We start from the raw sequence: 12,814 nt of genomic DNA, 5'->3' as shown, positions 1-12,814 counted from the left end.
GCGACCGTTGCCTGCCCAGCGACGGTTGACAGACTGTCTGGACGTATTAGGCTAATAATACACGCGCCTGATATTCAAAAGGTTTTCATATGCTTCGCTCCTCCGCACGCTTCCTCGCCAGCCTCGCAATGGCGACAGGCACGGCGGCTCTCGTCACATTGCCGATGCCGGTCGCGGCACAGCAAACCGCCGGCCCGTTGACCCTGCGCGCCAACAGCATCGTCGCCCTGTTCGGCGGCAAGGCGGACATTGCCGAGGTTTTCGCGCCATCGCTGCTGGCGCAATTGCCGCCCGCAAAGCTCGTCGAGATCACCGGGCAGCTCAAGGCCGAACTCGGCGACCCCGTCGGCATCGAAAGCATTGCCGAACAGGGCGAAAACAGTGCCACCGTCCGCATTGCCTTCACCCGGGCGGTCGCGACTTTCGACATCGGCATCGAACCCAATGCGCCGCACCGGATCACGACGCTGCTGTTCAAGGGCAGTGAGACGATCGGCGACGACATGGCCAAGGTCGTTGCCGACCTGCGCGCGCTGCCCGGCCATGCATCGCTCGCGGTCGCGCGGCTTGACGAGAGCGGTCCGACCTGGCTGGTCCGCGAGCGCGGCGATCAGGCGACCGCGATCGGATCGACATTCAAGCTCTACATCCTTGCCGAACTGTCACGGCAGATCGCGGCGGGGACGCGCCATTGGGACGACGTCGTCACGCTCGACCGGCGCTCGCTGCCCTCTGGCATGTTGCAGAACTGGCCCCAGGGGTCGCCGCTGACGCTCCATACGCTCGCCGGGCTGATGATCTCGATCAGCGACAACACCGCGACCGACACGCTGCTTGCCACGCTTGGCCGCGACAATGTCGAGGCGATGATGGTTGCCGCGGGCAACGCCCACGCCGCGTCGAACCGGCCAATGCTGTCGACCTACGACATGTTCGCGCTCAAGGGCACAACCGACGAGAGTCTTGCCGAAGCCTACATGGCCGGCAACGAGGCGGCGCGGCGCGCGCTGCTGCCGCAGATCGCCCGCGTCGATCGCGCGACGATCGAGGCCGACCGCTTCAGCGGCAACCCGCGCTGGATCGACAGCATCGAATGGTTCGCCTCGCCCGAGGACCTCGTCCGCGTGATGGACTGGCTGCGTCGCAACGGCGACCAGGCGACGCGCGACATCCTCGCGATCAACGCCGGTGTCGCCGATCAGGTCGCTCAGGAATTCGCCTATGTCGGTTACAAGGGCGGCTCGGAATCGGGTGTGCTCAACACGAGCTACCTGCTGCGCGACAAGGCCGGACGCTGGTACGCCGTCTCGGCCAGCTGGAACGATCCGGCCGCGCCGCTTTCCGACGGCAAGATGTTCCTCATCGCCTCGCGCGCTATTCGCCTCGTGGCGGCGTCCGACTGACGCGCCATTCGTCGGCGAGCAGCCCCCAGATGAAGCTATCGCGCACGCCGATATGCGTCTCCCATTCGGCACGCAGACGGCCTTCGCGGGTGAACCCCAGCGTCTCGAGCAGCCGGTTCGATCCCGCATTGTCGGGGTCGGTATCGGCGATGATCCGCCGCAGGCCGAGATCGCCGAAACCATAGTCGATCACCGCCGAGACCGCCTCGCGGGCATAGCCCTGCCCCCAGGCGTCGCGGCGCATGATATAGCCGATTTCGCGAATGCCGCTCCGCCGCGGGATGAACACGACCCAGCCGAGCGCGCGATCATCGTCGGCCAGCGTGACCGCCCAGGTCGGATAGGCGTCGCTGTCGCTATTGGCGGCAACGCGGCGCCGCGTGTCGTCGACCGTCGCATCGGGGGCGCTCGACCACCAGGTCATCAGCTCGACATCGCCGAACGCATTGTGCAGGCTCTCGGCATCGTCGGGACGGAGCGCGCGCAGGCGCAACCGTTCGGTCGTCAAAATGGGCAATGTCGTCATTGCGGTCGCGCCGCGGCGATCAGTTTTGCGCCATCGAGGCGGTCAGCGGAAAGCGCGGCACCGCGATGACGAATTCCTCGCCCTCGCTGTCGGCCATGACATAGGCGCCCTGCATAGCCCCGGTCGGCGTGCCGAGCGGGCAGCCCGAAACATAGTCATAGCTTTGCCCCGGCTCGATCACCGGCTGGTCGCCGACGACGCCTTCGCCCTCGACTTCGGACACCGCGCCGCGACCGTCGACGATCGACCAGCGCCGCGACAGCAGCTGGACGGTCTCGCGACCATGGTTCTCGATGCGGATATGATAGGCCCAGAACCAGCGCCCCTGGCTCGGCAAAGACTGGTCGGCAAGGTACGACACAGCCACGCGGACGGTGCAATCGCCCGTCGTCTCGGCATAGGGGAAGAACGCTTTCATGGCCCAAGTGTCGCGGATGGCGGGCCTAGCGTCAAGCTCGGAGCAGGAGCCGCTCCATAGCCCCTCCCTTTCAGGGGAGGGGTTGGGGTGGGGAAAATCCAGTTTATGCGTCGCCTGAGGAACCACCCCATCCCCGGCCCCTGCCCTAAAGGGAAGCGGTGGCGTGGACGCGTTTGAGCCGGTCGACCAGCCGCCGGCGCGTCTCCATCACGTCGACGCGGCGTTCGGCAACGGGCGATCGCGCGAGGAAGTGGCCGGTCAACGCCAGCCCCGCGAAAATCGCCTCCCAGTCGCCCGTCCCGCCCTCGGTCAGGAACGCGGGCAAAGCGAGCAAGCGCGCCTCATACCCCACCGCGCCAGCGCGTGAGACCGCGGCGCCGCTGTTGGGGCTGACATAGGCGAGGTCGCCGCTGGCATCGGTCGCGGCGCAGCGCGACAGGTCGAGCCCGAAGCCGATCCGTTCGAGCAGAAGTAGCTCGAAACTGACCAATGCCTGCGCCCAGCCGCGCGCCGCGGGCGCCGCCTCGACCGCGTCGAGGACGCCGCCGAGCGCATCGTACAGTTCGGGATAGCGCTGACCCTCGGGCAGTGCGGCGGCAACGAGGCTCGTCGTCCAGTCGATCGCCGCGCTCGCCAGCGGCTCGGCGAGCAACGGCGCGCGGCTGTGCTCGAGCTCGACCGTCAGCTGCGCCAGCTGCTCCTCGGTCCGCGCGCGAAACTCGGCCTGGACCAGGTTGCCCGGGATCAGCACCGGCTTGAGCCGCCGCGATCGCCCGCCACGGACATAGCCCGCCAGCAACCCCGCCTCGCGCGTCAGCAAGCGCGCCACCGCACCATGCTCGCCATTGGCCAGCACCGAACAGACGATGGCAGGGGCGATCAGCCGCGGCATATTAAAACCCTCGCCCCTTCAGGGGAGAGGGATACGAAGTCTTGCTGGCGTAGCCATCTAGACGAAGTTGGGAGAGGGGGGCGTCCGGACGCCGCCCCTCTCCAAGCTGCGCTAAGCGCATGCGGCGCCAAGCTCCGCTGTCCTCTCCCCTAAGGGGCGAGGGTCCATCCTCACCCATGATAGAAATCATACACCGCTTGCGCGACGGCGGCGCTGACCCCCGGCGCCTGCTGCAGGTCGGCAAGGCTCGCATTGCGTACCGCCCGGCCCGTGCCGAAATGCATCAGCAGCGCCTTCTTGCGCGCCGGACCGATGCCGGGAACCTCGTCGAGCGGACTCGATCCCATCGCCTTGGCGCGCTTGGTCCGGTGCGCACCAATGGCAAAACGATGCGCCTCGTCGCGCAGCCGCTGGATGTAGAACAACAGCGGATCGTTGGGTGGCAGCGTGAACTCGCGCCCGCCGGGCAGAAAGAACGTCTCGCGCCCGGCATTGCGATCGGGCCCCTTGGCGACGCCGACCAGCGCGAGGTCCTCGATCCCCAGTTCGGCAAGCGCATCCTGCGCCGCCGACAGCTGTCCCTTGCCGCCGTCGATCAGGACGAGGTCGGGCCAGCTCCATTTGCCGTCGGTCTTGATCCGCTCGGGATCCTCTTCCTGCGCGCGCGCGAAGCGGCGGTGGAAGACCTCGCGCATCATCGCGAAATCGTCGCCCGGCGCGGTCTCGGCCCGCTTGATGTTGAACTTGCGATAGGCACCTTTGAGGAAACCCTCCTGCCCCGCAACGACCATCGCGCCGACCGAATTGGTCCCCTGGATATGGCTGTTGTCGTAGATCTCGATCCGCCCCGGCGGCGCATCGAGATCGAACAGTTCTGCCAGCCCGCGCAACAGCCGCGCCTGCGTCGTCGATTCGGCAAGCCGCCGGTCGAGCGCCTCGCGCGCGTTGCGCGCCGCCTGTTCGACCAGCTTGCGCCGTTCGCCGCGCTGGCCGACGCCGATCTCGACCTTGCGCCCGGCAAGCTCGGCCAGCGCCTCGGCGAGCACCTTGCAGCCTTCGGGTTCGCGATCGGTCAGGACGAGCTTGGGTGGCGGCGCGGCCTCGTAGAACTGGATCAGGAAGCTCGCCAGCACCTCTTCGAGCGGCACCTCGGCGGTGTGCGCGGGGAAGAATGTGCGGTGCCCCCAGTTCTGCCCGCCACGGATGAAGAATGCCTGGATGCAAACCTGGCCGTCTTGGTCGGCGAGCGCGAAGATGTCGAGATCGCCCAGCCCCGCCGCGTTGATCGCCTGCGTGCCCTGGATGAAGGTCAGCGCCTTGAGCCGGTCGCGATACACCGCCGCCATCTCGAAATCGAACGCCTCGGCGGCCTGCTCCATCTGGACGCCCAGCTTCGCCTGCACCTCGGTCGACTTGCCGTCGAGATAGGCGCGCGCGTCATCGACCAGCTCGGCATAGCCGGCTTCGTCGATCCGACCGACGCACGGCGCCGAACAACGCTTGATCTGGTAAAGCAGGCACGGGCGCGATCGGTTGGCGAAATAGCTGTCGGTGCAACTCCTGAGCAGGAACAGTTTCTGCAGCGCGTTGAGCGTCTGGTTGACCGACCCCGCGCTGGCAAACGGCCCGTAATACTGCCCCGTGGCGCGCCGCGCGCCGCGATGCTTCTGGATCCGCGGAAACGCGTGGTCTTCGCGCAGCAAGATATAGGGAAAGCTCTTGTCGTCGCGCAGCAGCACATTGAACGGCGGGCGATAGCGCTTGATCAGCTGCGCCTCGAGCAACAGCGCCTCGGCCTCGTTGTTGGTCGTGACGATCGTCAGGCTGCGCGTCTGCGCGACCATCCGGCTGAGCCGCTTGGGCAGGCGCGATACCTGCGTATAGGTCGTCACGCGCGATTTGAGCGCGCGCGCCTTGCCGATGTACAGAACATCGCCGCGCGCATCGAGCATCCGATAGACGCCCGGCCGCGACGGCAGCGTCTGGGCGACGTTGCGGATCGCGGCGACGCCCGCGTCAAGGTCGGGCTTGTCGGCGCCCTGCACGACATAGACCGATTTCTCTTCGTTGAATCGTTCGGCGGCACCGGGATTGTCGGGTCGGCCTGCGGGTGTGCGCGTCATCGCTCCTATCTAGGCGTTCGCGCGCCGCGGGCAAGAAAAAGGCCGGGAAAACCCGGCCCTCTCCCACAGGAGATTGTCACGCTCGAAATCGGGCGATGCTCTAGTTGAGCGACGAAATCGCCTCGTCGACCAGCGCGGTGTCACCCTTGGCGTCGAGCTTGCCTTCGATCAGCTGTGCCGCGGCGGTTGCCGCTGCCGACACCGCGGTGGCCCGAATATCGGCGATCGCCTGACGTTCGGCGACGGTGATGCGCTCCTTGGCCGACTGCTCGCGCCGCGCGATCAGCGCCTTGGCGTCGACCTCGGCCTGCGCGACGAGTGCGGCGGCTTCGGCCTGCGCGCCTTCGACGATCTTGGTCGCGTCGCCGGCGCTGGCCTGGTGACGCTTCTTCGCATCGGCGAGCAGCAGGCCCGCTTCGTTGCGCAGTGCTTCGGCCTCGTCGAGCGTCCGCCTGGTATCGGCGATCCGTGCATCGAGCCCGGCGGTGATCTTTTGCCACGCCTTGCCGACGGTGAAGGCCAGGACGATGAAGATCGTCAGCGAGACCCAGACCCACTGCTCGGCATTGAAACCGAGCAGTTCGGGGCCGTGATCGCCGACATGGCTCGCCACTTCGGTGTGACCGGCAATCGCGCCTTCGGCGACGACGTTGCTGCCGATGGCTCCGCTATGTGTGTCGGTTACGGTCATCGTCGATCCTTACGCGGCCATCGCCGATTTGACCGCTGCCTGCGCGTCGCTCTTGGCGGGCTGCAGGCCGGTCAGCTTGGTGACGATCGCTTGCGCTGCCTCGGCGGCGACCGCCTCGATCTCGCCCATCGCGGCGCCGCGCGCGGCGGCAATCCGCGTTTCGGCGTCGTCGATCATCGCATCGGTCTTGCCGCCCGCCTTGGCGAGCTTGGTTTCGACCGACTTGGCCGATTTCGCCTTCGCCGCGGTCAGCACCGCGCGGGCATCGTCGCGCGCGGCGGCGATCCCGGCGGCGTAATCCGCGGCCATCTTGTCCGATTCGGCCTTGGCCGCCTCGGCACCGAGGATGTCGCTGCGGACCTTGCCCTCACGCGTGTCGATCACCTTGCCGAGCTTCGGCAGGGTGAGCTTCACGATGCCGAAATAGAGCAACGCGAAAAAGCCGACCAGCCACACGAACTGCGGCAGGAAGACGTTGGCGAAATCGAACTGGGGCATGACCTGGACCGGTGTCTAGCTCGCGATCAGGAGAACGCGAGGGCGAGCGCGACGACGGCGGCGATCAGGCCGAGAGCTTCGGTCACGGCGAAGCCGAAGATCAGGCGTCCGCCCATCTTGGCGTCGGCTTCGGGGTTGCGAACCGCGCCGTTGAGATACTGGCCGAAGATCGAGCCGACGCCGATGGCGGCAAGGCCGGCACCGATGGCTGCAAGACCGGCGCCGATGACGCGTGCTGATTCAGGATCCATGTTCAATTCCTTTAGGTTGGATTACGAAGTTGAAAATCAGTGAAGGTTGATCGCGTCGTTCAGATAGAGCGATGCGAGGAGCGCGAAGACATAGGCCTGGACCACCGCGATCAGCACTTCGAGCGCTGCCAGCGCAACGTTGACCGCGAGCGGCAGCACGCCGAACACATAGGGCAATGCCTGGAAGCTGCCGAGCGTCACGACGAAGGTGCCGAACACCTTGAGCAGCACGTGCCCGGCGGTCATGTTGGCAAACAGTCGAATGGCGAGCGTGAACGGGCGGCTCAGGAAGCTGAGGAACTCGATGACGAAAACGAACGCGCCGAGCAGGACGCCCGACCCAGCGGGCCAGAACAGCTTGAAAAACTTGAAGCCGTGGAGCGCGAAACCGACGATGCAGACGATGCCGAAGACGATCGCCGCTAGACCCAGTGTCACCGCGATATGGCTCGTCGGGGTGAACGCGCCGACCCACGGGATCAGGCCGAGAAGGTTGCACGCGAGGACGAAGATGAAGACCGAGAAGATCAGCGGGGCAAAGCGCTTGCCCTCGGGGCCGACGGTCTCGTCGACCATGTTGCGAACGAAATCATAGAGATATTCGACCGCCGCCTGCCAGCGGCCGGGAACCAGCTGCGGGCGCATCGTGCCGACGAACATGAAGATCGCGACGACGCCGAGCGCAATCGCCATCCACAGCGAGGAGTTGGTGAACGAAAGATCGTAGCCGTTCGCCTCGATCGGGCGAAGGACCTTGATTTGAAACTGTTCCATCGGACCGGACATGGCTCAGTGTCCCCTTTTGCCGGTGGTGGGATCGGTGTCGAACTGCTGCGAGGTCTTGAGCGCGCGGCGCGTGCCGGCGATGAACCCGAGGAACAGCAGGACGATCATCGCCCAGGGCGACGTGCCGAGGCCAGCGTAATTGTCGATGCCCCAGCCGATAAAGCCCGAAACGAGCACCGCGCCGACGAATTCGATGCCGACCGCCCAGCCGCGATTCTCCGCGCGGGCTTCCTCGGAGGAATGCCCGCGTTCGGTAGCGGCCTTGGCCGCCGCGATCCGCTTGTCGAGATCACTGTCGTGGATGCGCTCGTCGGCCAAAATCCGCGTGCCCTTTGGCTAGAATTTGCTCATAAAACGATGTCGCCGGGTTGCCCGCGGCGACACAGTCCGCGCGCCCGTCAGGTCGCATGGATGGCGTCCCTTTAGAAATCGGGTCGGGGCGAGTCAACCATTGCCGACAGGCGGCGGCGCGCTGTCATGAAAAAGGGCGCCTTCGCAGATGCGAAAGCGCCCCGTTCGTTCATTGCCGCATCACAGGCAGCGGCTGTCGCGCATCGGCGGCTCGCTGCCGCGCGTGCGCCAGACGCCATCGGGCGACTGGTATTTCTCACCCGGCGCGGTCTTGGCGATCAGGTTGCAGCCGGTGGTGAAGGCGAACTGCTCGACAGTCGAGTTGGTCGCCGCCGCGCGCTGGGTATAGGCCGCCTTGCGCTTGATGTTGATGTCGTCGACCATTGCCCGGACCGCGGCGGTCGGGGTGACGACAAAGCCGAGATAACCGGTAGGCAGTTCGCCGATGACCCCCGACTGGCGCGCGCTTTCATAAGCGGGGTCGCGCTGTGCATAGGCGGCGCCAGCCGTCGCCAGCATCGCCAGCGCCACGCTTCCCGCCATCCATTTTGCATATCGATACATCAGAAAATACCTCCTTGTTCGTCGATCAGCGCCTTGGCTTCACCATCAAGCCTATACACGACTTCCTGCTTGATGTTGATATTCAGGTTGATGACGATCGGTTTGTCGGGCGCTTCAACGGTCACGCATCCCGACAGCAGCATCGCCATCGCAACTGTTCCCAGCAGTGTCGCTCTTGGCTCCAGCTTCATGTCCCTCGTTACTGTCATGGCTTATCCTCGCTTACGGGGGGCTGAACGCCCGGTTCATCCTTGGTCCCGGCCTGCCTTGCGCGCGTCGCCTCGTCCTGCATCCGCTTGAGCGCCGGGAGGTTCTGCTCGATCAGCAATTCGGGGTTATAGTAACTGCGCGCCGAAAAGATCAGCTGGCGGAACGGCGCGGTAATCTTGATATTGAATTCAAACGGAATCTTGGCGATCGCCCGCGTCAGGATGTTGCGTTTCGCGCCTTCGCCCTGGCTCAGCCCGGAAAACTTGATGTCGGTCACCATGTCGCCGTCGAGCCGGCCGTCGAGGCCGATCGACAGGTCGTCATAGCGTAGCGACTTGAGCACACCGAACGCCATGTTGGCATAGGTGCTGAGGTCCTTGTTGGTCAGCTCGCCGACATAGCGGATCGTGCCGCCGCCGGGACGCGAATCGAGCTTCCCGTGATTGACCCTGCCACCCTGCTGATCGAAACTGACCGGCAGCGTCCCGTCGAATATCCCCGTCGCAGTGATATTGTCGAATTCGAAGCGCTGGAGGAACTTGGCCGAATCAAGCCCGCTGATGTCGAAAACGAGGTCGCGCGTATGGTTCTCGCTGAAGTCGAGCACCGTCGGTCGCAACGTCAGCACCCCGCCGACGAACGGCCAGCGCGCTCCCGCGACGCCGATCCGCTGATCGGGCAGCAGGCGGTAATCGACGACGCCGTCGGTCACCTCGATGCCAGGATTGACCGACGCGACCGTCATGCTCGCCGGCGCGGTGACGAGGCCGAGCAGGTCGGTGAAATGCACCTCGGTGGTGATCCCCGCGACTGGCCCGAACGGCGCGGCGAGGTCCATGCCCGTGGTGCGGAAGGTGCCGTCGCTCGTCACCTGCGCGCCGGTCCAGCGGATCTGCCCGTGCCCGTCGACGACGCCGCGAACATTGGCGACGACGCCAAGCGCGCTCTTGAACAGCTGGGGCGGCTGCAACGGCTTGTCGAAAACCAGGTGCGAGACGCCGATATCGGCATGGCCGACGCCGCGCGACAGGCTGTGGACGATGTCGAGCGAGGCGACGTCGCGCCCGCTGAGCGGCTCGACGAGCATGCCGTTGGCGGTCACCGCATCGCCCGCGAGGACGAAGGTGACGTCGCGCACGACCATTTCCTCGAACCGTGCGCCGGTTGCGCTGCCGGCCTCGATGTCGCTGACGCGCATCGCGCCGGTCACCGTCAGGCGATTGTCGGCATAGCTCCAGTCGCCCGCGACCGAGGCGAGGTCGAGCGGGACGTTGGCGATCCGCCCCGTGCCGCCTGCGATCGTTCCACGAATCGTGCTGCCGACAAAGGCGCCGTCGAGCCGGTCGAAGCGCATCCTTACCGGCGCGGCAGGGTCGCCGATCGCGATGTCGACGCCGCTACCGGCGAAATCCTGCCCGGCCAGGCCAAAACGGAAGCGGTCGGCCTTGAGCGTCGCCGGGGCCTTGCCGATCCGTCCGCGGATCACGGCATTGGCCATCGTCGCGGCGCTCTCGACGCCGCCCGATCCGATCGCCAGCAACGGTCGACCTGCCTCGGCGCAAAGCGTGAGCTTGCCGGGTTCGGTGACGAACGACGATATCTGCAGGCGGCGATAGCTGACCGGCGTACACCCGCCCGCCAAAGCAAAGCGACCGCTGGGGGACACGCTTGCCTCGATCGGCAGCTGGACCCCGTCGATTCGCCCACCCGCCAGCGGGCCCGACAGCGTCAGCGTCGTCGACAGATGCGTCGCACCACCGCCGCCGCTGGTGAAGCGGATCGGGGTCAGCGCCACGCTCGCATCGCCTGCGCTATAGGGACGGAACAATGCCTCGCCCGAAACGCGGCCGCTGGCGCTGCTCTTCAATCGTAGCGCGCCCTCGGGCAATTCTCCGCCGGTCACGCGCAGCCGTCCGTCGAGCCGCCACTGGCCCGATTTCGGATCGATGATCAGCCCGTTGCCCTGATCGAGGAAGACGCGTGCGCCCGATGCCGCGCGGGCATTGAGGTCGGAAACGACGAGCTGTTGACGGTTGCCGTCGCGCCGCCCGAAATCGACGTGCGCGGTGACGTCGGCGTTGCTGGCGGCGCGCCGCGCGGCGAGCGACAGTTTCGCGAGGATCGGTCCGAACGGCGTCCCCTTGCCCGCGCCGTCGAGCCCGGCGATGCCGCGCATCGTCGCACCGCTCGCCCGCGCATGGTCGAGCCGGATGTCGCCGTCGAACTTGAGCGGATCCTTCGCGCCGACAACCTTGGCCGCGGCGAACCGGCCCTTGATGCCGAGGCCGCGCGCGCCGAGCCACGGCGTCGCCAGGCTTTTGCCGGCAAGGTCGAACTCGGTCGCCACCGTCTTGGGCAGGTTCGACAGCGCGATGCGACCGCCGATCGATGCCAGCCGGTTGCCGCGCAGCGCGATCGGACCGCTGGCGACATCAAACGTCGCGTCGCGCACCGCGAGTTCTTCGGAGAAATTCGCGGTCACGCCGAACTGCGGCGCGGTGACGCGCATCCGGCCCTTGTCGCAGGCCATGTCGGCGACGCGCAGCGGCCCTTTGACGCGCGGTTTCTTCTTGCTGACGGCAAGGTCGACATAGGCGGTCGTGCGCCCCAACCGGCAGCCGAACGCATGGATACCTGTCGTGAGTGCGGCGAGCTTGCCCTTGAACCCGTTCTGCAGGTTGCCGCTCCCGTCGAGCTTGAGCCCGACGGTGGACCACGGCGTTTCCAGCCGGGCGCGCGCATCGCTCAGCCTAACGCGCAGGTCGGGCAGGCCGAGCGGTTGCTTCTTGGTCGTCGTGGTAAACTTGTCGAGTTCGCCGAGCGACAGCTTGCCATCGATGAAACGCCCATAGAGCCGCACTCCGTCGGCGCGGATCTCGGCCACGCCGGGGCCACCGAACAGGTCGATATCGACCTCGACCTTGCGTGCGATGAGGTCGGGCCGCGCGGGATCACCGATGACGACATCGGTCAGCCGCTGCGTGCGGAAACTGACCTTGTCGATCGTGTAGCTTGCCCGCACGCCACGCTTGTCGAGCTCGCCCTGGACGAAGTCGCCGGCGATCGACACGCGCATCAGCCACACCGCGGCAAATGCCGCGAGGATCAGCGTCGCGACTGCGACCAGCGTCCACCAACCCCAGCCGCGCCGAACACGGCTGCGCAGCGCAGGCGCTGGCTCGTCGGTGAAGTCGGTTGCCAAAGCGCTGATAATCCTCGTCGATGCAATGACAGGTTTCGCGCGAAGCAGGCCTGTCAGGGTCTAACCACGATAGCCTATCGCTTGTTCCATGCCACTGATTTGTCGCGATCCTGATCGATCCGCGCGGCATGATGATTGAGCATGAGCGCGCGGCAGGTTAGGACATCGCCATGGCCGAGCGCGAGCACCCTGCCAATATCCCGCGGCACGACGGCGCCGGGCATCGCGCGCGACTGCGCCAACGCTTGCTCGACCAGGGCGGCGATGCGCTCGGCGACCACGAAATCGTCGAATATCTCCTCGCCACCGCGATCCCGCGCCGCGACACCAAACCGCTCGCCAAGCGCTTGCTCAAGGAATTCGGCGGCTTTGCGCAGCTGGTCGCCGCCGATCCCGCCGCGATCGCGCGCGTCGACGGCGCCGGCGAGGCTGTCGTCGCCGCGATCAAGATCGTCGAAGCATCGGCTTTGCGGCTGCTGGCGAGCGGCATCCGCAACACGCCGATCCTGTCGGGCTGGCAGGCGCTGCTCGATTACCTGCGCGCCGACATGGCGCACCGGTCGACCGAGCGCGTCCGCGTCCTCCACCTCAATGCCAAGAACCGCCTGTTGCGCGACGAGGTGATGAGCGAGGGCACAATCGACCAGTCGGCGATCTATGTCCGCGAGGTGCTGCGCCGCGCGCTCGACATCGGCAGCAGCGCGGTGATCCTCGTCCACAACCACCCGAGCGGCGATCCGCAGCCGAGCCGGCAGGACATCGCGATCACCCGCGAACTGATCGAGGCAGGGCGCAAGGTCGGCGTCGCGGTCCACGACCACATCGTCATGGCCCGCGACGGCCACGCCAGCATGCGCGCGCTGGGATTGATCTAGCGCGTACCAATCGAAGCGGGCGCG

At 66.4% G+C, this 12,814-nt stretch carries 14 protein-coding genes; 2 read left to right on the top strand and 12 right to left on the bottom strand.

Annotation, left to right across the window (positions count from 1 at the left end; all coding sequences use genetic code 11):
• Window positions 1-89: 89 nt before the first annotated feature.
• Window positions 90-1,403, top strand: coding sequence for a serine hydrolase (locus FSZ31_RS06360; RefSeq protein WP_147122342.1), 1,314 nt, complete (start codon window positions 90-92; stop codon window positions 1,401-1,403).
• Here FSZ31_RS06360 and FSZ31_RS06355 read toward each other — a convergent pair.
• From FSZ31_RS06355 to FSZ31_RS06300, 12 genes are all read right to left on the bottom strand, one after another.
• Complete coding sequence (locus FSZ31_RS06355; protein WP_147122340.1) at window positions 1,375-1,929, bottom strand: GNAT family N-acetyltransferase; 555 nt, start codon at window positions 1,927-1,929, stop codon at window positions 1,375-1,377. The genes FSZ31_RS06360 and FSZ31_RS06355 overlap by 29 nt on opposite strands.
• Window positions 1,930-1,948: 19 nt before the next feature.
• Window positions 1,949-2,347, bottom strand: a complete 399-nt coding sequence (gene apaG, locus FSZ31_RS06350; protein ID WP_147122337.1) for a Co2+/Mg2+ efflux protein ApaG — start codon at window positions 2,345-2,347, stop codon at window positions 1,949-1,951.
• A 145-nt stretch (window positions 2,348-2,492) separates the two neighbouring features.
• A complete protein-coding gene (recO, locus tag FSZ31_RS06345; RefSeq protein WP_147122335.1) occupies window positions 2,493-3,239 on the bottom strand; it encodes a DNA repair protein RecO in 747 nt (248 codons plus the stop codon).
• Window positions 3,240-3,409: 170 nt separating this feature from the next.
• Window positions 3,410-5,362 (bottom strand): excinuclease ABC subunit UvrC, encoded by a 1,953-nt coding sequence (uvrC, locus tag FSZ31_RS06340; RefSeq protein WP_147122333.1) that lies wholly within the window; start codon window positions 5,360-5,362, stop codon window positions 3,410-3,412.
• A gap of 100 nt (window positions 5,363-5,462) precedes the next feature.
• A complete protein-coding gene (locus FSZ31_RS06335) occupies window positions 5,463-6,053 on the bottom strand; it encodes a F0F1 ATP synthase subunit B family protein (RefSeq protein WP_147122331.1) in 591 nt (196 codons plus the stop codon).
• A gap of 9 nt (window positions 6,054-6,062) precedes the next feature.
• Window positions 6,063-6,551, bottom strand: coding sequence for a F0F1 ATP synthase subunit B family protein (locus FSZ31_RS06330; RefSeq protein WP_147122329.1), 489 nt, complete (start codon window positions 6,549-6,551; stop codon window positions 6,063-6,065).
• Between the two features lie 26 nt (window positions 6,552-6,577).
• Complete coding sequence (locus tag FSZ31_RS06325; protein WP_147122327.1) at window positions 6,578-6,802, bottom strand: F0F1 ATP synthase subunit C; 225 nt, start codon at window positions 6,800-6,802, stop codon at window positions 6,578-6,580.
• A gap of 36 nt (window positions 6,803-6,838) precedes the next feature.
• Window positions 6,839-7,588, bottom strand: a complete 750-nt coding sequence (locus FSZ31_RS06320; RefSeq protein WP_236643682.1) for a F0F1 ATP synthase subunit A — start codon at window positions 7,586-7,588, stop codon at window positions 6,839-6,841.
• A gap of 3 nt (window positions 7,589-7,591) precedes the next feature.
• Entirely contained in the window at window positions 7,592-7,906 is a 315-nt protein-coding gene (locus tag FSZ31_RS06315; protein ID WP_201739126.1) for an AtpZ/AtpI family protein, read from the bottom strand.
• Between the two features lie 213 nt (window positions 7,907-8,119).
• A complete protein-coding gene (locus FSZ31_RS06310) occupies window positions 8,120-8,503 on the bottom strand; it encodes a YdbL family protein (RefSeq protein ID WP_147122323.1) in 384 nt (127 codons plus the stop codon).
• Complete coding sequence (locus tag FSZ31_RS06305; RefSeq protein WP_236643681.1) at window positions 8,503-8,694, bottom strand: YnbE family lipoprotein; 192 nt, start codon at window positions 8,692-8,694, stop codon at window positions 8,503-8,505. The genes FSZ31_RS06310 and FSZ31_RS06305 overlap by 1 nt, the downstream gene beginning before the upstream one ends.
• Before the next feature lie 14 nt (window positions 8,695-8,708).
• A complete protein-coding gene (locus FSZ31_RS06300; protein ID WP_147122321.1) occupies window positions 8,709-11,915 on the bottom strand; it encodes an intermembrane phospholipid transport protein YdbH family protein in 3,207 nt (1,068 codons plus the stop codon).
• A 170-nt stretch (window positions 11,916-12,085) separates the two neighbouring features.
• Here FSZ31_RS06300 and radC point away from each other — a divergent pair, with 170 nt between their 5' ends.
• On the top strand, window positions 12,086-12,790 hold the full coding sequence (gene radC, locus FSZ31_RS06295; protein WP_147122319.1) for a RadC family protein: 705 nt from the start codon (window positions 12,086-12,088) through the stop codon (window positions 12,788-12,790).
• The last annotated feature ends 24 nt before the right edge of the window (window positions 12,791-12,814 follow it).

The sequence above is a fragment of the Flavisphingopyxis soli genome (assembly GCF_007995095.1).
In the GTDB taxonomy this organism is placed as follows: Bacteria; Pseudomonadota; Alphaproteobacteria; order Sphingomonadales; family Sphingomonadaceae; genus Flavisphingopyxis; species Flavisphingopyxis soli.
This window is presented reverse-complemented; position numbering and strand designations above follow the sequence as displayed.

Bases quoted from the DNA above. Each gene is read 5' to 3' on its own strand.
- FSZ31_RS06360 (WP_147122342.1), top strand. From the start codon at position 90: ATGCTTCGCTCCTCCGCACGCTTCCTCGCCAGCCTCGCAATGGCGACA.
- FSZ31_RS06355 (WP_147122340.1), bottom strand. From the start codon at position 1,929: ATGACGACATTGCCCATTTTGACGACCGAACGGTTGCGCCTGCGCGCG.
- apaG (WP_147122337.1), bottom strand. From the start codon at position 2,347: ATGAAAGCGTTCTTCCCCTATGCCGAGACGACGGGCGATTGCACCGTC.
- recO (WP_147122335.1), bottom strand. From the start codon at position 3,239: ATGCCGCGGCTGATCGCCCCTGCCATCGTCTGTTCGGTGCTGGCCAAT.
- uvrC (WP_147122333.1), bottom strand. From the start codon at position 5,362: ATGACGCGCACACCCGCAGGCCGACCCGACAATCCCGGTGCCGCCGAA.
- FSZ31_RS06335 (WP_147122331.1), bottom strand. From the start codon at position 6,053: ATGACCGTAACCGACACACATAGCGGAGCCATCGGCAGCAACGTCGTC.
- FSZ31_RS06330 (WP_147122329.1), bottom strand. From the start codon at position 6,551: ATGCCCCAGTTCGATTTCGCCAACGTCTTCCTGCCGCAGTTCGTGTGG.
- FSZ31_RS06325 (WP_147122327.1), bottom strand. From the start codon at position 6,802: ATGGATCCTGAATCAGCACGCGTCATCGGCGCCGGTCTTGCAGCCATC.
- FSZ31_RS06320 (WP_236643682.1), bottom strand. From the start codon at position 7,588: ATGTCCGGTCCGATGGAACAGTTTCAAATCAAGGTCCTTCGCCCGATC.
- FSZ31_RS06310 (WP_147122323.1), bottom strand. From the start codon at position 8,503: ATGTATCGATATGCAAAATGGATGGCGGGAAGCGTGGCGCTGGCGATG.
- FSZ31_RS06305 (WP_236643681.1), bottom strand. From the start codon at position 8,694: ATGAAGCTGGAGCCAAGAGCGACACTGCTGGGAACAGTTGCGATGGCG.
- radC (WP_147122319.1), top strand. From the start codon at position 12,086: ATGGCCGAGCGCGAGCACCCTGCCAATATCCCGCGGCACGACGGCGCC.